At 73.1% G+C, this 21,072-nt stretch carries 11 protein-coding genes; 2 read left to right on the top strand and 9 right to left on the bottom strand.

From position 1 onward, the window contains the following. Positions 1-129: 129 nt before the first annotated feature. Entirely contained in the window at positions 130-2,355 is a 2,226-nt protein-coding gene (locus ACIGWZ_RS26285) for an ATP-dependent DNA helicase UvrD2 (RefSeq protein WP_400068674.1), read from the bottom strand. Positions 2,356-2,991: 636 nt separating this feature from the next. Between ACIGWZ_RS26285 and ACIGWZ_RS26290 the strand changes: the two genes are divergently transcribed. Beyond that, complete coding sequence (locus ACIGWZ_RS26290; protein ID WP_400068676.1) at positions 2,992-3,249, top strand: mycoredoxin; 258 nt, start codon at positions 2,992-2,994, stop codon at positions 3,247-3,249. 112 nt (positions 3,250-3,361) lie between these two features. Here ACIGWZ_RS26290 and ACIGWZ_RS26295 read toward each other — a convergent pair whose 3' ends face one another. From ACIGWZ_RS26295 to ACIGWZ_RS26325, 7 genes are all read right to left on the bottom strand, one after another. Next, positions 3,362-5,749, bottom strand: a complete 2,388-nt coding sequence (locus ACIGWZ_RS26295) for an ATP-binding cassette domain-containing protein (RefSeq protein WP_400068678.1) — start codon at positions 5,747-5,749, stop codon at positions 3,362-3,364. 78 nt (positions 5,750-5,827) lie between these two features. Then, positions 5,828-6,184, bottom strand: coding sequence for a VOC family protein (locus ACIGWZ_RS26300; protein WP_400068680.1), 357 nt, complete (start codon positions 6,182-6,184; stop codon positions 5,828-5,830). Between the two features lie 462 nt (positions 6,185-6,646). Continuing rightward, a complete protein-coding gene (gene nudC, locus ACIGWZ_RS26305; protein WP_400068682.1) occupies positions 6,647-7,585 on the bottom strand; it encodes an NAD(+) diphosphatase in 939 nt (312 codons plus the stop codon). Between the two features lie 89 nt (positions 7,586-7,674). Next, positions 7,675-9,087 (bottom strand): dipeptidase, encoded by a 1,413-nt coding sequence (locus tag ACIGWZ_RS26310; protein ID WP_400068683.1) that lies wholly within the window; start codon positions 9,085-9,087, stop codon positions 7,675-7,677. A 10-nt stretch (positions 9,088-9,097) separates the two neighbouring features. Beyond that, a complete protein-coding gene (locus ACIGWZ_RS26315) occupies positions 9,098-12,727 on the bottom strand; it encodes a UvrD-helicase domain-containing protein (RefSeq protein ID WP_400068685.1) in 3,630 nt (1,209 codons plus the stop codon). Positions 12,728-12,812: 85 nt separating this feature from the next. Further along, the gene (locus ACIGWZ_RS26320; protein WP_400068687.1) at positions 12,813-16,145 is read right to left on the bottom strand and encodes an ATP-dependent helicase; all 3,333 of its coding nucleotides are present in this window, start codon (positions 16,143-16,145) and stop codon (positions 12,813-12,815) included. 79 nt (positions 16,146-16,224) lie between these two features. Continuing rightward, on the bottom strand, positions 16,225-16,647 hold the full coding sequence (locus ACIGWZ_RS26325; protein WP_400068689.1) for an MGMT family protein: 423 nt from the start codon (positions 16,645-16,647) through the stop codon (positions 16,225-16,227). A gap of 189 nt (positions 16,648-16,836) precedes the next feature. Between ACIGWZ_RS26325 and ACIGWZ_RS26330 the strand changes: the two genes are divergently transcribed. Then, complete coding sequence (locus tag ACIGWZ_RS26330; RefSeq protein WP_400068691.1) at positions 16,837-19,791, top strand: lysylphosphatidylglycerol synthase domain-containing protein; 2,955 nt, start codon at positions 16,837-16,839, stop codon at positions 19,789-19,791. A gap of 80 nt (positions 19,792-19,871) precedes the next feature. On the opposite strand, the gene moeZ is transcribed toward ACIGWZ_RS26330, so the two are convergent. Further along, positions 19,872-21,050 (bottom strand): adenylyltransferase/sulfurtransferase MoeZ, encoded by a 1,179-nt coding sequence (moeZ, locus tag ACIGWZ_RS26335; protein WP_400068693.1) that lies wholly within the window; start codon positions 21,048-21,050, stop codon positions 19,872-19,874. Between the last annotated feature and the right edge of the window lie 22 nt (positions 21,051-21,072).

The following is a 21,072-nucleotide window of genomic DNA, read 5'->3' on the forward strand; positions in this document are numbered from 1 at the left end:
CGGCGTCTCGGTGGACCGGGAATCCCGTTCCAGGCTTGTTCAAGTACAGCACGGATCCATCGGATCTCGGAAGGTTCCGTTGTCTCCGTTGCTTGTGAAGGCTATGGGGCTGCGCTCCACACACGCAAACTATTTTTCCGACGAGTTTTTCGCGGCGCCTTCGGATGCCTCCTCCAGCACGTCCACGAGTTCCTCGCCGGCGCAGAGTGCCAGCACATCCGCCCCGTAGCGGTCCAGCTTTCGCCGTCCCACCCCTGAGATGCCCGCAAGCTCCGATTCGGTTCCCGGAACCGCCTCGGAAATCGCCATCAGCGTCTTGTCGGTGAAGACGCAGTACGCCGGCTGCCGCGTCCGGGCCGCCTGTTCGGCGCGCCAGTCCCGCAGCCGCTCGTAGAGCGCCTCGTCGATCTCCGACGGGCAGTCCTCACAGCGCATCAGCTTCATCTCGCCCGCGTCCGTCAGGGTCTTGTTGCACACCCGGCAACGCGCCGGACGGCGGTCCCTGCGCCGGCTCGCCCCCGCCGCCGCACCCCCGCGCTCGACGCCGCCGGCCACCGCACCGGCCGAACGGCGCCCGGCCATCGCCCCGGACCCGGGCCGCAGCCCGCTCAGGAACCGGCTGGCGCGGCGCGACGCACGGCCACCGGGCGAGCGCGCCAGCGACCACGACAGCCCCAGATGCATCCGGGCGCGGGTCACCCCGACATAAAGGAGCCGACGCTCCTCCTCCATCTGCTCATCGGTCTTGGCGTAGGTGATCGGCATCATGCCCTCGGTGAGACCCACCAGGAAAACGGCGTCCCACTCCAGGCCCTTCGCCGCATGCAGCGAGGCGAGCGTGACCCCCTCGACCGTCGGGGCGTGCTGGGCGTTGGCCCGCTCGTCCAGCTCGGCCACCAGGTCGGCGAGGGTCGCTTCGGGGCGGGCCTTGGCGAAGTCCTCGGCCAGCCGCACCAGCGCCGCCAGGGATTCCCAGCGGTCGCGCACCGCGCCGGATCCGGCCGGCGGCCGGCTCGTCCAGCCCATGTCGCTGAGCACCGCCCGCACCTCGGACGGCAGACCGACCGCATCGTCGAGCAGCGCGTCATTGCCCCCGAAGCGGGCGGCGCCGCGCAGCTTGACCCCGGCCTCCCGCACCTCGGGCCGCTCGAAGAACCGCTCGGCCCCGCGCAGCAGGTAGGGCACGCCGGCGTCGGCCAGCGCCTGTTCGTAGACCTCGGACTGGGCGTTGATACGGAAGAGCACGGCGATCTCGCCGGCCGGGACCCCGGAGGCGATGAGGTCGCGGATCCGCCGGGCCGTGCCCTCCGCCTCGGCAGGCTCGTCGGCGTACTCCACATACGCGGGCTCCGGACCCGCCTCGCGCTGCGAGACCAGCTCCAGCCGGTGTTCGGCGGCCCGGCCCTTGGCCTGGGTGAGCAGCCCGTTGGCGAGGTGGACGACCTGCGGGGTGGAGCGGTAGTCGCGGACGAGCTTGACGACGGTGGCGTTCGGATGGCGCGTACGGAAGTTGAGCAGATGGTCCGGAGTGGCGCCCGTGAAGCTGTAGATCGTCTGGCTGGCGTCGCCGACCACGCACAGGCTGTCGCGGTCCCCCAGCCACAGCTCCAGCAGCCGCTGCTGCAGCGGGCTGACGTCCTGGTACTCGTCCACGACGAAGTGCTGATACTGCGTCCGCACCTGCTCGGCGATGTCATGCCGGTCCTGCAGCACACCGACCGTGAGCAGCAGCACGTCCTCGAAGTCGATGGTGCCCCGGTCGCGCTTGAGCTGCTCGTACGTGCGGTAGATCTGCCCGATCTCGGCCGGGTCGCGCGGCGCCTCCCGGCCGGCCTTGACGACCGCGGCCGGATAGTCGGCGGGCACGGTCTGGGTGACCTTGGACCACTCGATCTCGGCCGTGACATCACGCAGCTCATTGCGGTCGAGCCGGATGCCGCAGCGCGCGGCGGCCTCGGCGACGACCTGGATCTTGCGCTCCAGCAGCCGCGGGACCTCCCCGCCGACCGCCTTCGGCCAGAAGAACTGCAGCTGCCGCAGGGCCGCGGAGTGGAACGTCCTGGCCTGGACGCCCCCCGCACCGAGCTGCCGCAGCCGCCCCCGCATCTCGCCCGCCGCGCGCGCGGTGAATGTGACAGCAAGCACACTGGCCGGCTGCAGGATCCCGGCCCGCACGCCGTACGCGATCCGGTGCGTGATCGCGCGGGTCTTCCCCGTCCCGGCGCCGGCCAGCACGCACACCGGACCGTGCAGAGCCGTCGCGACCTCGCGCTGCTCGGGGTCGAGCCCGTCGAGCACCGCATCGGCCGTCTCGGGGACCTGCGGGAAAAGAGTGGAGTGCGTTGCTGGTGTCACCCCGCCATGCTGCCAGGTCCGCGGAGGCACCCGGGAAAGTTGTCCACAGGCGACGTACTCCGGTCGTACCGCCTCCGCCCGCCGGGGACGGCCGACGACGCGAGGCCGGGCCGCTCTGCTGTGCTGTGCAGCGGCGGCCGAGGCAGGGGCGATCCTCCGGCCTGACCGCCGGGACTCTCACTGGTCGGCGCTGCCGGGATCCGGCGGCCGGGGCCTCGGGGCGGGAGCGGGGTTCGGGGACGCGGGACACGGGGGCATGGGGCCCGGGGGGCCGGGGCGTGGCGGGGCGGCGGGAGGTTGTCCGGGGCGGCCGGGGACGGTCGGGGGTCAGCCGGGTTGGGGGCGCGGGGGTCGGGAGGGGGGTTCGGCCGGGGCTGGGGTGGGCGCGGGGTGGGGTGGGCACGGGGTGGGGCGGGGCGGGTGGGGGCGGGGGCGGGGCTTGGAAGCAGGGTTCGGCTGGGGTGAGGGGCGGGGCGGGGCGGGGCGGGGGAGGAAAACGAAGCGGCAGCCGCAAGGCGACAAGCCTCGGAAACGCGTCGGGAATGGTCCGGCCCCCCTGTGCGTTGACGTGCTAGTCGCCGCCGCGGACACCCTGTCCGGGCGGCCTGGACACGAGACGTGAGGAGCGCGGGGCGCATGGCGGGAACCGTGACGATGTACAGCACCACCTGGTGCGGATACTGCCGTCGACTGAAGGGGCAGATGGACCGCGAGGGCATCGCGTACACCGAGATCAACATTGAGCACGACCCGGAGTCGGCGGCCTTCGTCGAGAAGGCGAACGACGGCAATCAGACGGTGCCGACGGTTCTGGTGGTTCCCCCCAGCGGCGGCGAGAACATCGTCATGACGAACCCCAGCCTCGCCCAGGTGAAGCAGGCTCTCGCCGTCTGACGCTCTCGCCGTCCGAGCTCTCGGCGTCCGAGGCTCCCCCGCGCTGCGCCCCCTCCGGTCGATGTCACCGGAGGGGGCGGCGCTCTGTGGAGGCGCGGACGCCGGCCCTCGGTCAGGCGCCGACGTAGGCCGCGAGGTGCTCGCCGGTGAGGGTGGAGCGGGCGGCGACGAGGTCGGCGGGCGTGCCCTCGAAGACGATCCTGCCGCCGTCGTGGCCGGCGCCGGGGCCGAGGTCGATGATCCAGTCGGCGTGCGCCATGACCGCCTGGTGGTGCTCGACAACGATGACCGACTTGCCGGAGTCGACGAGCCGGTCGAGCAGGCCGAGCAGCTGCTCGACGTCGGCGAGGTGCAGGCCGGTGGTCGGCTCGTCGAGGACGTAGACGCCGCCCTTGTCGGCCATGTGGGTGGCCAGCTTGAGCCGCTGGCGCTCGCCGCCGGACAGCGTGGTGAGCGGCTGGCCGATGGTGAGGTAGCCGAGCCCGACGTCGGCGAGCCGGCCGAGGATGCGGTGCGCGGCCGGTGTGTGCGCCTCGCCGGCGCCGAAGAACTCTTCCGCCTCGGCCACCGACATCGCGAGCACCTGACTGATGTCGCGGCCGCCGAGGTGGTGGTCGAGGACCGATGCCTCGAACCGCTTGCCCTCGCACTCCTCGCAGGTGCTGGTGGCACCGGCCATCATCGCCAGATCGGTGTAGAGGACGCCGATGCCGTTGCAGGTGGGGCAGGCGCCCTCGGAGTTGGCGCTGAACAGCGCCGGCTTCACGCCGTTGGCCTTGGCGAACGCCTTGCGGATCGGGTCGAGCAGTCCGGTGTACGTCGCCGGGTTGCTCCGTCGCGAGCCGCGGATGGCGGTCTGGTCGACCGAGATCACACCGGCGTCGGCGGGGATCGAGCCGTGCACGAGCGAGCTCTTTCCGGAGCCGGCGACGCCGGTGATGACGGTGAGCACCCCGAGCGGGATGTCGACATCGACGCCCCGCAGGTTGTGCGTCGTCGCGCCGCGGATCTCCAGCGCGCCGGTGGGCGTGCGCACCGTCTCCTTGACGGCGGCCCGGTCGTCGAGATGGCGGCCGGTGATGGTGCCGCCGGCCCGCAGCCCCTCGACGGTGCCCTCGAAGCAGACCGTGCCGCCCGCCGTACCGGCGCCGGGGCCGAGGTCGACCACGTGGTCGGCGATGACGATCGTCTCCGGCTTGTGTTCCACGACGAGCACCGTGTTGCCCTTGTCCCGCAGCTGCAGCAGCAGGTCGTTCATCCGCTGGATGTCATGGGGGTGCAGGCCGATGGTGGGCTCGTCGAAGACGTAGGTGACGTCGGTGAGCGAGGAGCCGAGGTGGCGGATCATCTTGACGCGCTGCGCCTCGCCGCCCGACAGCGTGCCCGCGGGCCGTTCGAGCGAGAGATAGCCGAGGCCGATCCCCACGAACGAGTCGAGGGTCCGTTGCAGCGTCGCGAGCAGCGGCGCCACCGACGGCTCGTTCAGGCCGCGGACCCATGCGGCCAGGTCGCTGATCTGCATCGCGCAGGCGTCGGCGATGTTGATTTTCTTGATCTTCGACGACCGGGCGGGCTCGCTGAGCCGGGTGCCGTCGCACTCGGGGCAGGTGGTGAAGGTCATCGCGCGTTCCACGAAGGCGCGGACGTGCGGCTGCAGCGCGTCGATGTCCTTGGACAGCATGGACTTCTGGATCTTCGGGATCAGACCCTCGTACGTCAGGTTGATGCCGTCGACCTTGATCTTGGTCGGCTCCTTGTGGAGGAGGTCGCTCAGCTCCTTCTTGGTGTACTTGCGGATCGGCTTGTCCGGGTCGAAGAAGCCGCAGCCGGTGAAGATGCGGCCGTACCAGCCGTCCATGCTGTAGCCGGGGATGGTGAGCGCGCCCTCGTTGAGCGATTTGCCTGCGTCGTAGAGCTGGGTGAGGTCGATGTCGGAGACCGTGCCCCGGCCTTCGCAGCGCGTACACATGCCGCCGGTGCGGGTGAAGCTCGCCTTCACCGTTTTCTTGGCACCGCGCTCGACGGTGATCGCGCCGCTCGCCCGGACCGACGGGACGTTGAAGGAGAACGCGTTGGGCGAGCCGATGTGCGGCTTCCCGAGCCGGCTGAAGAGGATGCGCAGCATCGCGTTGGCGTCGGTGGCGGTACCGACCGTGGAGCGGGGGTCGGCACCCATCCGCTGCTGGTCGACGATGATCGCGGTCGTCAGCCCTTCGAGTACGTCGACCTCGGGCCGCGCCTGGGTCGGCATGAAGCCCTGGACGAAGGTGCTGTAGGTCTCGTTGATCAGCCGTTGCGACTCCGCGGCGATCGTGTCGAAGACCAGGGAGCTCTTGCCCGAGCCGGAGACGCCGGTGAACACCGTCAGCCGGCGCTTCGGGATCTCGACGCTGACGTCCTTGAGGTTGTTCTCGCGCGCGCCGTGCACGCGGATCAGCTCGTGGCTGTCGGCGTCGCGCAGCGCGGACGGCTGCGTGTCGGATCTCGTGGCCATGCTCATCGTGTCTCCGTCCGTGAGTGCGGTGCGCGCGGCGAGCCGGTCATCCGCTGCGGCAGCGCGTCGATCTCGGGGCGGCACTCATGGTTCCTGAAGCAGTCCGAGGACGTTGCCATCGGGGTCGGTGACGGTGGCCACCAGGCGGCCGCCTCCGACGTCGCGCGCGGGTTCCTTCACGGTGGCGCCGGCGGCGGTCATCTCGGCCAGCTTCGCCTCGAGGTCCGGCACGTGCCAGTAGGCCACCGGTGAGGTCATGCTCTGCGGTCCGCCGCCCGGCACCAGCCCGATGTGCTGGCCGGCGGCCTCGAAGCCGACGTAGTAGGGCTCGTCGGCCATCGGCGGTACGCCGAGCAGGGCGGCGTACACCGCCTTGGCCGCCGCCAGGTCGGATACGGGATGCAGCACGGTCTTGATGCCCTGGGTGGGAGAGCCGGTCATGGTCACTCCTGACGTCGTGGGTCCGGCCGGGATCGTCCGGCCGGGCGGCGAGGGGGAGCCGGGAGATGGGCCGTCCGATCGCCCCGGACGACGATTTCGCCGTGGGCCGTCGGTCTTCGCCGGGCCCGGCCCGCAGGTGAAGGGGGTGTCCTGGGCCGCGGGAGGACCTTCGCCGCCGTCGACCGTCCCGTGTCCGGAGGGGGCGGGGCCGTCCGGTCGGCGGCCGGGCTTTCGCAGGGCCTTCCCTCTCGTCGGCCGTCTCGTCGTCCGTCTCGTCCTGCGAGAGGCTCTAGCCGGAATTTTATCGACCGTGCCGACCGTGCGCTGTGTGGACAGTGCGGCGCCGGCGGATCCGTCCCCGGGGCCGGTCGGGCGGGAGACCGGTGTGCCGGGCGGCTCGGCCGCGCCGCACACGGCCGTGGGCCGGGCCCGGTGAAGGGTCCGGCCCACGGTGCCGTGCGGTCAGGGCTTGGGGAGCGGCTTGCCGTACCAGAGCTCGATGAGGCGGGCGGCGATGGAGATGCCGTAGGGCGGGAGGACCTCGCCGGATTCGAAGGCGGCGTGCAGGTCCTCGCGGGAGAACCAGCGGGCTTCCTCGATCTCCTCGCCGTCGACCTGGATCTCGGAGGAGGTGGCGCGGGCCATGAAGCCGAGCATCAGGCTGGAGGGGAAGGGCCAGGGCTGGCTGGCCACGTATTCCACGTCGCCGACGACGACGCCGGCCTCCTCGAAGACCTCGCGGGCGACCGACTGCTCGATGGACTCGCCGGGCTCGACGAAGCCGGCGAGGGTGGAGAAGCGTCCTTCGGGCCAGTGGACCTGGCGGCCGAGGAGCGCGCGGTCCTCCTCGTCGGTGACCAGCATGATCACGGCCGGGTCGGTGCGCGGGTAGTGCTCGGCGCCGCAGGCGGGGCAGCGGCGGATGTGGCCGGCGGCGGCGATGACGGTGCGCTCGCCGCAGCGTGAGCAGAAGCGGTGCAGGCGCTGCCAGTTCTCGAGGGCGACGGCGTGGACGAGGAGCCCCGCGTCGCGGGGGGACAGCAGCAGCCCCGCCTCGCGCAGGCCGGCCGGGCGGGCGGACTGGTCCATGCGGCCGGGGAGGGCGTCCTTCTGGAGGGCGAAGTAGCTGATGCCCTCTTCGTCGGTGCCGAGGTAGTAGCGGTGGGCCTCGGTCAGCGGCGCCTCGAAGGACGGCGTCATGATCAGTTCGGTGCGGCCGTCGGGGGTGTCGTCGATGAGCGCCTGGCCGCCGGACACCACGAAGACGCGCGTCGTCGGGTGGCTCCAGGCCGCCGCGAGCCATGCCTCGTCGAGGCGGTGGTGGGCGGAGCGGTCGATCCCGCTCGGCGCGCTGAAGGTGATGGGCCGGTCGATGCTGTGCTGGTTGGTCCAGGTGGTCACTGCTGTTTCCAACTCCCCCTATGGCGTGGGTGATTGCTGCATACGGGCGCGGGGCGGGGCGGCGGACGCGCGTGGGCGGGGCGGTGCGGTCAGGACGTGCCCGGCCGGGGGCGCCAGTTCTCTGCCAGGTCGCTCCACAGGTGGGCGGCCGTTTCCACGCCCTTCATCAGCAGGTCGAGTTCGACCTTTTCGTTCGGTGCGTGCCAGCCGTCGGACGGCACGGAGATGCCGAGGAAGAGGACCGGGACGCCGAGGACGTCCTGGAGGTCGGCGGCGGGCCCGGATCCGCCCTCGCGGGTGAAGCGGATCTTCTGGCCGAAGGCGCGTCCCATGGCGCGGACGACGGACTGGAGCGCGGGGTGGTCGAGCGGGGTCAGGCAGGGGCGGGTGGCGCCCCAGAAGGTGATCTCGTGGCGGATGCCGGCCGGGAGGCGGGCGGCGACCCAGTCGCGTACGGACTGCTGGACGGCGTCCGCGTCCTGGCCGGCGACCAGCCGGAAGGAGAGCTTCAGCTGGGCGGCGGACGGCACGATGGTCTTGCCGCCGGGGCCCTGGTAACCGCCGGCGATGCCGTTGACCTCGGCGGTGGGGCGGGCCCAGATGCGTTCGAGGGTGGTGGCGCCGCTCTCGCCGAGGGCGGCGTGGGAGTGCGCGGTGCGCAGCCAGCGGTCCTCGTCGAAGGGCAGCTCGGCGAAGAGCTCGCGCTCGCGGTCGGTGAGCTCGATCACGCCGTCGTAGAAGCCGGGGACGGCGACGCGGCGGTCGTCGTCGTGCAGGGCGGCGGCGAGCCGGGCGGCCTCGGTGGCGGGGTTGGGCACGGCGCCGCCGAAGGAGCCGGAGTGGATGTCCTGGTCGGGGCCGTACAGGTCGATCTGGCAGTCCGTCAGGCCGCGCATGCCGGTGCAGACGGTGGGGGTGTCCTCGGCCCACATGCCGGTGTCGGAGACGATCACGGCGTCGCAGGCGAGGCGGTCGGCGTGCCGGGCGATCAGGGCCGGGAAGTTCGGGGAGCCGGACTCCTCCTCGCCCTCGATGAGGAGCTTGAGGTTGACGGCGGGGGCGGTGCGTCCGGTGGCCGCGAGGTGCGCGCGGACGCCCAGGGTGTGGAAGAGGACCTGGCCCTTGTCGTCGGCGGCGCCGCGGGCGTAGAGCCTGCCGTCCGCGGTGTGCGGCTCGAAGGGGTCGGAGTGCCAGCCGTCCTCCCGGGCGGCGGGCTGGACGTCGTGGTGGCCGTAGACGAGCACGGTCGGCGCGGCCGGGTCGTCGGAGGGCCACTCGGCGTAGACCGCGGGAAGGCCGTCGGTCTCCCATGTCTCGGCGGTGGGGAAGCCGGTGTCGGTGAGCTTCGCGGCGAGCCATTCGGCGCTGCGGCGCACCTCGCCGGCGCGCTCCGGGTCGGCCGAGACGGAGGGGATGCGCAGCCAGTCCGCGAGGTCGTCGAGGAAGGTCTCGCGGTGATCGGCGATGTAAGCGCGGACGGCACTGTCCGGGGTGGTGCTCATATGGCCGAGCCTATCGGCCTTGCGGGGGCCGGTGGTCGGCGGTCTCACCGAGCAGGATGCGCTCGAGTCCGGCCCGGCCGGGCAGCCGCCGGGGCCGGACGACCTCGCCGCTGCGGATGTAGACGAAGGCGGCGCCGACGGCGGAGGGCCGCAGGCCGTGGCGCTCGGCCCAGGCGAGGCGGTAGATGGCCAGCTGGAGGGGGTCGGCTCCTGGGGTGCGCCATGGGCCGCGGCCGCGGGGCTGGGCCCGGGTGGTCTTCCAGTCGATGATCTCGAAGCGGTCGCCCTGGGGGCCGCGTTCCTTGTAGACGGCGTCGATCCGGCCGCGGATGACGCGTCCGGCGAGGGTGAGCTGGAAGGGGGCCTCGACGCGGTAGGGGGTGCGGTGGGCGTAGGGGGTGCGGGCGAAGGCTTCCTTGAGGGCCTCCAGCTCGCGTTCGTCGGCGATCTCGGTGTCGTCCGGTCCGGCGCCGGGGAGGTCGTCGGGGCCGAGCAGGGGCAGCGTCAGATCCTCGAAGCGGGACTCGACCCAGGCGTGGAAGCGGGTGCCGCGGCGGGCTGCGGGCTGCGGCGGGCGTGGCATGGGGCGGGCGAGCTCACGGGCGAAGCCGTCGGGGTCGGCGGCGAGGTGGAGCAGCTGGGTGGCGCTGAGGGAGGGCGGGAGGGGGACGTCGGTGACCGTGGCGCGGGAGCGGCGCAGCTCGTCGGCGAGGGCGTCGAGGTCGCGGTCCCAGGACCCTACGGTGCGGCGTTCCTCGGGGAGGAGGGCGCGGGAGGGCGCGTCGCCGGGGTCGGCCGGTGGGGCGGAGCGCTGGGCGATGATGCGGGGGCCGGGGCCGGGGGCCGGCGGGGCCTGGAAGGGGTCCGGTTCGTCGGGGTCGTCGGGTTCGTCGCCTTCGTACGGGTCGGCGTAGGCGTCGTCGTACGGGTCGGGGTAGGCGTCGTCGTCCGGTCCGGGGCCGGGGTCGCCGTACGGCGCGTCGTACGGGCCGTCGTACGGCTCGCCCGCCGCCTCGTCCTCCGGTGGCGGCGGCCACTCCGGGTCGTCGGCGAAGAGCGGCCCGGTGGCGGGAGCGGGGGCCGGGGCCGGGATCGTGGCCTGTCCCCGCCGTGCCAGATGTGCCCGGACCGTGGCCGCGGCGGCGCGGCGCCGGGCGGTGGCGGCGGGGTCGAGGGGGAGCGGCCAGGCCTGTTCGGTGGCGGCTTCGGTGAGGGCGGGGTTCTCCGCGTCCGGCTCGGGGGCGTCGGCCCAGGCCTCGATCTCGCCGTGGCCGGCCTCGCAGTGCTCGCGGAGCGCGTCGAGGAAGGCGGAGGGGCCGCGGGGGCGCTTCTGGTTGGGGCCCCACCAGTGGCCGGAGCCGAGGAGGAGGGTGCGGGGGCGGGTGAAGGTGACGTAGCCCAGGCGGAGTTCCTCGGTCTCCTGGTGGCGCTTCATGGCTTCCTTGAAGTCCTTCACGCCGCGGGCGGCCCATTCCTCGACGTCGGGGAGCGTGGCGCCGTCGCCGCGCAGGGCGTGCGGGAGGACCTTGGGCTGGGTGATCCAGGACTCGCGGGCCTGTTCACTGGGGAATTGCTTGGCGACCAGGCCGGGGACGGCGACGACGTCCCATTCCAGGCCCTTGGATTTGTGGGCGGTGAGCACCTTGACGGTGTTGTCGCCGCCGGGGAGGGAGCTGTCGAGGCCCTTTTCGTGCTGGACGGCGGTGCGCAGGAAGCCGAGGAAGGCGAGGAGCGAGGCCTCGCCGTCGAGGGCTTCGCCGCCCTGTTTGGCGGCGAAGCCGGCCGCGATGTCGAGGAAGGCGCCGAGGGTTTCGCGGCGGCGGGCGGCGAGGGCGTGGGGCGAGGCGGAGAGTTCGACCTCCAGGCCGGTGGTGGCCAGGACCCGGTGCAGTACGTCCATGAGCGGGTCGCTCAGGCAGCGGCGCAGGTCGCGGAGTTCGGTGGCGAGGCGGGCGAAGCGGATGCGGGCCTCGGCGGAGAAGGGCAGGCCGTCCTGGGGGCCGTCGGCCTCCAGGAACGTGTCGAGGGCGTCGGCGAGGGAGATCGTCTCGGCGGGGTCGACGCCCTCGACGGCTTCGGCGAGGCGCCGTTCGGGGTCGTCGGAGGGGCCGCCGTGGTGGACGAGGGTGCGGGCGCGGCGGCCGAGGAGGGCGAGGTCGCGGGGGCCGGTGCGCCAGCGGGGGCCGATGAGGAGGCGGACCAGGGAGGCGTTGGCGGTGGGGTCCTGGAGGACCTCGCAGACGGCGACGAGGTCGGCGATCTCGGGCAGGTGGAGGAGCCCGGAGAGGCCGACGACCTCGACGGGGACGTCGCGGGCGACGAGCTCGCCCTGGATGCGGGCGAAGTCGCCCGCCGTACGGCAGAGGACGGCGATCTCGCCGGGCGGGGTGCCGGTGCGGACGAGGTGGGCGAGGGAGTCGGCGAGCCAGGTGAGTTCGTCGGCGTGGGTGGGCAGCAGGGCGCAGCGGACCGTGCCGTCGCGTTCGGCGCCGGGGGCGGGGCGCAGCGCTTCGACGCCTTCGTGCATCCGGCGCAGGGGGGCGGCGAGGCCGTTGGCGAGGTCGAGGAGGCGGCCGCCGCTGCGGCGGTTCTCGCTGAGGGCGAAGCGGCGGGCGGGGGTGCCGTCCGGGAAGGGGAAGTGGGCGGGGAAGTCGTCGAGGTTGGCGACGGAGGCGCCGCGCCAGCCGTAGATGGCCTGGCAGGGGTCGCCGACGGCGGTGACGGCATGTCCGGTGGCGGTGCCGGTGCCCGTGCCGGCGCCGAAGAGGCCGGAGAGCAGGAGGCGCTGGGCGACGGAGGTGTCCTGGTATTCGTCGAGGAGGACGACGCGGAATTCCTCGCGCAGGGCCTGGCCGACTTCGGGGCGGGTGGTGGCGAGGGTGGCGGACAGGGCGATCTGGTCGCCGAAGTCGAGGAGGTCGCGGCGGCGTTTCTCGTCGCGGTAGGCGCCGACGAGGTCGAGGAGTTCGCGGCGGGCGCGGGCGGTTTCGGGGATCTTGCGCAGGTCGGCGTTGGTGAGTTCGGTGCCGTCCAGGGTGGCGAGGAGTGCGCCGTCGTAGGTGTGGAGGCGGGCGGGGTCGACGAGGTGTTCGGCGAGCTCGCCGTCGAGGGCGAGGAGGTCCTCCACGAGGGCGGGCAGGGATTTGGTGAGGGCCGGGTAGGGGCCGGGGGCGGCGCGCAGGACGCGGGCGGCGAGCTGGAAGCGGGTGGCGTCGGCGAGGAGGCGGGCGCTGGGTTCGAGGCCGATGCGCAGGCCGTGGTCCTTGAGGAGCTGGCCGGCGAAGGCGTGGTAGGTGGAGATGCGGGGCTCTCCGGGGGGCTGGTCCGCCCCGGGGCCGTCGGTGGGGAGGGTGTCGGGATCCGTGACGCCGGCGGCGAGGAGGGCGGCCCGTACGCGTTCGGCGAGCTCGCCCGCGGCCTTGTTGGTGAAGGTCAGCCCGAGGACCTGTTCGGGGGCGACCTGGCCGGTGCCCACCAGCCACACCACGCGCGCGGCCATCACCGTCGTCTTGCCGGAGCCGGCTCCGGCCACGATGACCTGCGGAGCGGGCGGGGCGGTGATGCACTCCATCTGCTCCGGTGTGAACGGGATGCCGAGGAGCTCTTTGAGCTGCTCGGGGTCGGTGATGCGGGCTGACACATCGCAAACCGTAACGGGCGGCACCGACAATCGCGGCGGGGCGGGGCGTCCGCCCAGGTCAGGGCTCTCCCCTGGCCCGGGAGGGTCATTCCACGACGTGCTGCCCTTCCGGCTGGGCGCTGCATGCGGCGCGGAAGGCGCAGTGCGTGCAGTGCGTGCCGGTGGTGGGGGTGAAGCGTTCCTCCAGGACGCGGCCGGCGGCGGTGGCGAGCAGTTCGCCGACCCATTCGCCTTCGGGCGGCGGCTGGGCCTGGACGGCGGGCAGCGCGTCGCCGCCTTCCTTCCGGGTGGCGCCGAGGCGCAGGTGGACCAGTTCGGCGCCGCCGGGGTCGGGGGTGTGCCCGTCGAAGGCGTCGTCGACCGCGCCCTCACGCACCGCGAGCTGGTAGACGGCGAGCTGGGGGTGGCGGGCGACCTCGGGACCGGTGGGTTTGTTCTTGCCGGTCTTGAAGTCGACGACGTAGGCGCGGCCCTGGGTGTCGCGTTCGACGCGGTCCATGCTGCCGCGGATGCGGACTTCGTACGCGCCGGCCGCGAGGGTGACGTCGAAGCCGTGCTCGCTGGCGACGGCATGGCGGCCGTGGGTGTCGCGTGCCATGACGTGCCAGCGCAGGAAGCGTTCGAGGGCGGCGCGGGCGGTGTCCTTCTCCTGGCGGGACTTCCAGGGGGCGTCGAAGGCGAGGGCGTCCCAGACGGAGTCCAGGCGCGCCATGAGGACGTTCAGGTCGGCGGGGCTGCGGCCGGAGGCGACCTCGTCGGCGAGGACGTGGACGACGTTGCCGAAGCCCTGGGCGGCGGTGGCGGGTTTGTCGGCCTTGACCTCGCGGCCCAGGAACCACTGGAGGGAGCAGGTGTTGGCGAGCTGGTCGAGGGCGCTGCCGGAGAGGACGACGGGCCGGTCGCGGTCGCGCAGCGGGACGCCGGTGTGGGTGGGTTCGGCCAGGCCCCACCAGCTGTCGGGGTGGGCGGCGGGGACCAGGGGGTGGCCGTCGTCGTCGGTGAGCGCGGCGAGGGTGGCGAGGCGCTGGGCGGCGGCGTCGCGCAGCGCGTCGGTGGCGGTCGGGTCGACGGTGGTGGCGCGGAGTTCGGCGACGAGCGCGGCGACGGAGAGGGGGCGGCGGGGGCGGCCGGTGACGTCCTGGGGGGTGATGCCGAGTTCGGTGAGGAAGCGGGAGGGCTGGTCGCCGTCGTCGGCGGCGGCCTTGACGGCGGTGACGACCAGGCGTTCGCGGGCGCGGGTGGCGGCCACGTAGAACAGGCGGCGTTCCTCGGCGAGCAGGGCGCCCGGGGTGAGGGGTTCGGCCAGCCCGTCGCGGCCGATGCGGTCGGCCTCCAGGAGGGAGCCGCGGCGGCGCAGGTCGGGCCAGAGCCCCTCCTGGACGCCGGCGACGACGACGAGGTGCCATTCCAGGCCCTTGGCGCGGTGGGCGGTCATCAGGCGTACGGCGTCGGGGCGCAGCGTGCGGCGGGTGAGGGTGTCGGCGGCGATGTCCTGGGCGTCGAGCTCTTCGAGGAAGTTGAGGGCGCCGCGGCCGCCGGTGCGTTCCTCGGCGCGGGCGGCGGTCTCGAAGAGGGCGACCACGGCGTCCAGGTCCCGGTCGGCGTTGCGGGCGGCGGTGCCGCCGCGGCGGGCGGCGCGCTCCAGGCGGCCCGGCCAGGGGGTGCCGTCCCACAGTTCCCACAGGGCCGCTTCGGCGGTGCCGCCGCCGGCGAGGAGTTCGCGGGCCTTGCGCAGCAGCTGGCCGAGCCGCTGGGCGCCGCGGGCGTAGGAGGGGTCGTGGGCCACCAGGCGCTGCGGTTCGGCGAGGGCCCGGGCGATCAGCTCGTCGGAGGGCGGGGGCAGCGGGTGGCCGGCGGCCCGTTCCTCCTCGCGCAGGGCGCGGCCCAGGCGGCGCAGGTCGGTGGCGTCCATGCCGCCCAGGGGGGAGGTCAGCAGGTCCAGGGCGGTTTCGGTGTCGAGCGGCTGCGGCTGGTCGGCCGGGCCGTCCAGCGCCGCGCGGGCCGCGGCCCGCAGCGCGGTCAGGAGGGGGGCGACCGCGGGTTCGTGGCGCAGCGGGAGGTCGTCGCCGTCGATGTCGAGAGGCACTCCGGCGGAGGTGAGCGCCCGGCGTACGGCGGGGATGGAGCGGCCGCCGGCGCGTACCAGGACGGCCATGTCGCGCCAGGGCACGCCGTCCTCCAGGTGGGCGCGGCGCAGGATGTCGGCGATGTTGTCGAGTTCGGTGCCGGGGGTCGGGTAGGTGTAGGCCTCGATGCGCCCGCCGTCGCGTACGGGGGCCGGCTCGCGGTGGTCCCGTACCTTGCGGGCGGGGAGGCGGGTGAGCGGCATCCGGTGGGTGAGCAGCCTCGTTGCGGCCAGCAGGGTCGCGCCGGAGCGTCTGGCGGTGCGCAGGACCGCCACCGGGGCGGGGGTGCCGTCGGCGCGACGGAAGGTCTGGGGGAAGTCGAGGATGCCGTTCACGTCGGCGCCGCGGAAGGCGTAGATCGACTGGTCGGGGTCGCCGAAGGCGAGGAGCGTGCGGCCCGGGGAGCCCGGTGTGCCGGGCGCGCCCTGGTGGCCGGCCAGGGCGTGCAGCAGCCGTACCTGGGCGACGTCGGTGTCCTGGTACTCGTCGACGTAGACCGCGTCGTAGGCGGCCGCCAGCTTGGCGGCGATGCGGGGGTCCTCGATGAGCAGGACGGCGCGGTGCATCAGTTCGGCGTAGTCCAGCACGCCCTGGGCGTCCAGGACGTCGAGGTATTCGGCCAGGAAGGCCGCGGCGGCGCTCCAGTCGGGGCGGCCGGTGCGGCGGGCGAAGGCGCCGAGGGCGTCGGGGCCCAGGCCCAGTTCGCGGCTGCGGGCGAGCACCGCGCGGACCTCGTCGGCGAAGCCGCGGGTGGTCAGGCAGGCCCGCAGTTCGTCGGGCCAGCTCACCTGGGCGCGGCCGTCGCCGGCCAGCTGGGCCTGGCCTTCGAGGAGCTCGCGGACGACGAGGTCCTGTTCGGGGCCGGAGAGCAGCCGCAGCGGGTCGGCGAAGAGGTCGGCGTCCTGGTGGGCGCGGACCAGGGCGTAGGCGAAGGAGTGGAAGGTGGTGGCCTGGGGGCTCCGGCCGGCGCCGTTGCGGGCGGCGAGCCGGTCGCGGAGTTCGACGGCGGCCTTGCGGCTGAAGGTGAGGACGAGGATGCGCTCGGGGTCGGCGCCGTCGCGCACCCGGCGGGCCACCGACTCCACCAGCGTCGTGGTCTTGCCCGTGCCGGGCCCGGCGAGCACCAGGAGGGGCCCGTGGCGGTGGTCAACCACGGCGCGCTGGGCTGCGTCCAAGGCAGGAGGATCCACCGGCACCGGCGGGGTGCGCACCAGTCGGTACGCGCCGGGGGCATCCCGGCGCGTCGCCCGGTGCGGCGGCGCCGACGGGACGGCCGAGGAGGAGGAGCTCACGTGGATCGCCGGTCCTGGTGGGGTTGCTGATCGAGGTGTGTGGGTGAGGGGAGTGCCGGACGACGCTACGCCAGACGGGTCATGTGCCGTCCCAGCGGGCCCGTCGCATGTCCAGTCGCGGTATGTGGCCTTCGGCGGAGCGGGCGGCCTCCCGCAGGGGCGTGCCCTCGTCGCGGTAGTGCGCCAGGGCGCGCAGCTCATGGCCGGGCAGCAGTACGCCGTCCGAGCGCACCACCCGCCACCAGGGCACCGCGCCGCCGTAGAGGGCCATCACCCGCCCCACCTGCCGGGGGCCGCCCTCCCGTCGCCCGCCGCCGCCCTTCGCCGGATGCCCTTCGGGCTGCCCCTCGTCCCGGAGCCACTCCGCGACATCCCCGTACGTCATCACCCGCCCGGCCGGGATCAGCTCGGCGACGGCGAGGACCCGCTCCGCGTATTCCGGCAGCTCACCGGTCGCCGGGCCGCTCCCTGCGGCCGCCCCCGCATCTCCACTGGCACTCATTCGGTCCATCCTGCCGCACTGCACCGACAATGGGATCGGACATACGGTCCGGGACCGCCGTGGAGGAGCGCCGGCACGGTGCCGCCGATGCGGTGCGGTGGAGATCGTTCCGCTTCCCGCACCCCCGAAATGCACCCTGATGCCCCTCACCACTGGTCGGCCGTGCCACCATCTTCCGGACGGTGACTGGTGATACGAGATCAAGAAGAGACGGCCGAGCAGCAGGGTGCGGCGCCTCCACGGGAGGCGGGCGCCCCTGACGCGCTGGCCGCCGGCGCCCCCAAGCCGACGGAAAAGGCGAGCACGATCAAGAAGGCCGAACCACCCGAGGCGTCCGAGAGGCCGAGAGAGCCCGCGGACCCCGAGCCACGCGCGCGCCATGAGGAGGAGCCGCACTCCAGCGACACGGAGCGAGGGCGGACCGAGCGCAAGGACGAGCAGCCGGCCGCGGGGGCACCCCGTACGGGTTCGCATCGCGCCGATCTGAACGCCGACGAGTACGGCGAGTTCCACGTCGACCGGGTCTCCGGCGACGAGCCGCTGCTGCCCGCCCGGGTGCACCGCCCGTCCGACCTGCTGCGGCTGCTGCTGGGCATGGTCGGGATCGCGCTGGTCCTGGGGCTCGCCACCTTCGCGCACGGCACCACCCAGGGCCTGAAGAACGACATCGGCAAGGGTTTCGGGGCGGCGCCCGAGCTGCTGATCAACCTGGCGGGGCTGACATCCAGCGTCGCGGTGCTGATCGTCCCGGTGGCGTTCGCGGTGGAGCGGCTGATCAAGCGGGACGGGCTGCGGATCGCGGACGGTGTACTGGCGGCCGTACTGGCGCACGGCGTGTCGCTGGCCACGGATCTGTGGGTGGCGGAGGCGGCGCCGCCGTCCATCCGGGCGGCGCTCACCCAGCCGCTGGAGAACGGTTCGCTGTCGGCGCCGGTGCACAGCTATCTGGCGCCCGTGATCGCCTATATGACGGCGGTGGGCATGTCCCGGCGGCCGCGGTGGCGGGTCGCGATGTGGGCCGTGCTGCTGCTGGACGCGTTCGCGGTGCTGGTCGGCCGGTACACCACCCCGTTCGCGATCGTCACCACCGTGCTGATCGGCTGGACCGTCGCCTACGGCACGCTCTACGCCGTCGGCTCCCCCAATGTCCGCCCCACCGGGCAGAACCTCCTCGCGGGGCTGCGCCGGGTCGGTTTCCACCCGGTCAGCGCGATGCGCGCCGAGACGGCCGAGAACGCAGGGAACGCCGGGAACGCCGGGAACGCCGGGAACGCAGCGAACCCGGACCACCGCGAGAACGCCGACCGCGGCCGCCGCTACCTCGTCACCCTGGAGGACGGCCCGCCCATCGACGTCACCGTCGTGGACCGCGAGCAGCAGGCGCAGGGCTTCTTCTACCGGGTGTGGCGGCGGCTGTCGCTGCGCGGCATCAACCAGCGCCGCAGCCTGCAGTCGCTGCGCCAGGCCCTGGAGCAGGAGGCGCTGCTGGCGTACGCGGCGATCGCGGCCGGCGCCAACGCCCCCAAGCTGATCGCCACCTCCGAGCTCGGCCCGGACGCGGTGATGCTGGTCTACGAGCACATCGGCGGCCGCACCTTCGACGCGCTGGCCGACGAGGAGATCACCGATGCGCTGATGCACAGCGCCTGGCGGCAGGTCGAGGCGCTCCAGTCGCGGCGGATCGCGCACCGGCGGCTGGTGGGCGATGCGCTGTTGGTGGATCGTTCCGGCAACATCGTGCTGACCGAGCTGCGCGGCGGGGAGATCGCGGCCGGGGACCTCGTGCTGCGGATGGACATCGCCCAGCTGCTGGCCACCTGCGGGCTGCGGGTCGGCGCCGAGCGGGCGGTGGCGGCGGCCGTCGAGGTGCTCGGCCCGGACGCGGTCGCCGACAGCCTTCCGCTGCTCCAGCCGATCGCGCTCAGCCGCACCACCCGCGCCACGCTGCGCCAGCTGGCCCGCGAGCGCGCCAAGCGGGAGCGGGAGGCCGTGCTGGCCGCGTCCCAGGCCGCCAAGGAGGCGCGCGAGGAACGCGAGGCGGCGGGCCCCAGGGACCGCAAGACGCTGCGGGCCGAGCGGAACGCCGCGAAGAGCGCCGAGAAGCGCGCTCTGGACGAGGCGTCGGAGGAGGCCCGCGAGGAGGATCTGCTGGCCCAGATCCGCCGCCAGGTGCTGCTGATCCGCCCGACGGCGGTGATCGAGCCGGCGAAGCTGGAGCGGCTGAGCCCGCGCATCCTGATCAGCTGGATCGCGGGTGCGGTGGCGGCGTATCTGCTGCTGTCGCAGCTGACCAACTTCAACCTCGGCGATGTGATCAGCCGGGCCCAGTGGGTGTGGGTCCTGGTGGCGATGTTCTTCTCGGCGCTGACCTACCCCGCGGCGGCGATGAGCCTGCTGGGCTTCGTCACGGAGAAGGTGCCGTTCGTCAGGACGGTCCTCGCGCAGATCGCGGGCAACTTCGTGAAGCTGGTGGCGCCCGCGGCGATCGGCGGGGTGGCGCTCAACACCCGCTTCCTCCAGCGTGCCGGGGTCCGGCCGGGCCTGGCGGTGGCCAGCGTCGGCGCCTCCCAGCTGTTCGGCCTGGGCAGCCACATCCTGCTGCTGCTGGCCTTCGGCTATCTGACCGGCACCGAGCACGCGCCGCAGATCTCGCCGTCGCGTACGGTCATCGCCGGGCTGCTGACGGTGGCCGTCCTGGTCCTGGTGGTGACCGCCGTCCCGGCACTGCGCAAGTTCGTCTCCACGCGGGTGCGGTCGCTGTTCGCCGGGGTGGTCCCGCGGATGCTGGACATCCTCCAGCGGCCGCGGAAGCTGATCACGGGTATCGGCGGGATGCTGCTGCTGACGGCGGCGAACGTGATGTGCCTGGACGCCTCGATCCGGGCGTTCGGCGGCGGCGACAAGATCAGTTACGCGAGCATCGCGGTCGCCTTCCTCGCCGGCAACGCGCTGGGTTCGGCCGCCCCGACGCCGGGCGGTCTGGGTGCCGTGGAGACCGCGCTGCTCGGTGCGCTGACGGTCGCCGGGCTGGAGAGCGCCACGGCGTTCCCGGCGGTGCTGCTGTTCCGGCTGATGGTCTTCTGGCTGCCGGTGCTGCCGGGCTGGCTGGCCTTCAGCTATCTGACCCGTAAGGGCGAGATCTGAGCGGCCCCCGGGCATGCGAAAGGCGCCGGTCCGCGCAGTGCGGACCGGCGCCTTTCGCGTAGCGCACGTTGCGGAGCGGCCTAGTAGATCGGCTTCTCCGGCTCGACGGTGTTGACCCAGCCGATGACGCCGCCGCCGACGTGGACGGCGTCGGCGAAGCCCGCGGACTTCAGCACGGCCAGCACCTCGGCGGAGCGGACGCCCGTCTTGCAGTGCAGGACGATCTTCTTGTCCTGGGGGAGGTCCTGGAGGGCGGTGCCCATCAGGAACTCGCCCTTCGGGATCAGCCGGGCGCCGGGGATCGAGACGATCTCGTACTCGTTCGGCTCGCGGACGTCGATGATGTCGATCTTCTCGTCGGCGTCGATCCACTCCTTGAGCTGCTTGGGAGTGATCGTGGAGCCGGCCGCCGCCTCCTGGGCCTCCTCGGAGACGACGCCGCAGAAGGCCTCGTAGTCGATGAGCTCGGTGACGGTGGGGTTCTCACCGCAGACCGCGCAGTTCGGGTCCTTGCGGACCTTGACCTGGCGGTAGGTCATCTCCAGGGCGTCGTAGATCATCAGGCGGCCGACCAGCGGGTCACCGATGCCGGCGAGCAGCTTGATGGCCTCGTTGACCTGGATGGAGCCGATGGAGGCGCACAGCACGCCCAGGACGCCGCCCTCGGCGCAGGAGGGAACCATGCCGGGCGGCGGGGGCTCCGGGTACAGGCAGCGGTAGCAGGGGCCGTGCTCGGACCAGAACACCGACGCCTGGCCGTCGAAGCGGTAGATCGAACCCCACACGTACGGCTTGTTCAGCAGCACGCAGGCATCGTTGACCAGGTAGCGGGTGGCGAAGTTGTCCGTGCCGTCGACGATCAGGTCGTACTGGGAGAAGAGCTCCATGACGTTCGTGGAGTCGAGGCGCTCTTCGTGCAGGTTGACCGTGACGTACGGGTTGATGCCGAGCACCGTGTCCTTGGCGGACGCGGCCTTGGAGCGGCCGATGTCCGCCTGGCTGTGGATGATCTGGCGCTGCAGATTCGACTCGTCGACCTCGTCGAACTCCACGATGCCGAGGGTGCCGACGCCGGCCGCGGCGAGGTACATCAGCGCGGGCGAGCCCAGGCCGCCGGCGCCGACAGCCAGCACCTTGGCGTTCTTCAGCCGCTTCTGCCCGTCCATCCCGACATCGGGGATGATCAGGTGGCGGGAGTACCTGCGGACCTCGTCTACGGTGAGCTCGGATGCGGGCTCGACCAGGGGTGGCAGCGACACGGGGACTCCGTTGGTCGGTATG

This window comes from Streptomyces sp. NPDC053427, assembly GCF_044544985.1.
Classification (GTDB): Bacteria; Actinomycetota; Actinomycetes; order Streptomycetales; family Streptomycetaceae; genus Streptomyces.

Excerpts from the sequence above, each read along its gene's own strand:
- ACIGWZ_RS26290 (WP_400068676.1), top strand. The coding sequence starts at position 2,992 with ATGGCGGGAACCGTGACGATGTACAGCACCACCTGGTGCGGATACTGC.
- ACIGWZ_RS26295 (WP_400068678.1), bottom strand. The coding sequence starts at position 5,749 with ATGAGCATGGCCACGAGATCCGACACGCAGCCGTCCGCGCTGCGCGAC.
- ACIGWZ_RS26300 (WP_400068680.1), bottom strand. The coding sequence starts at position 6,184 with ATGACCGGCTCTCCCACCCAGGGCATCAAGACCGTGCTGCATCCCGTA.
- ACIGWZ_RS26310 (WP_400068683.1), bottom strand. The coding sequence starts at position 9,087 with ATGAGCACCACCCCGGACAGTGCCGTCCGCGCTTACATCGCCGATCAC.
- ACIGWZ_RS26325 (WP_400068689.1), bottom strand. The coding sequence starts at position 16,647 with ATGAGTGCCAGTGGAGATGCGGGGGCGGCCGCAGGGAGCGGCCCGGCG.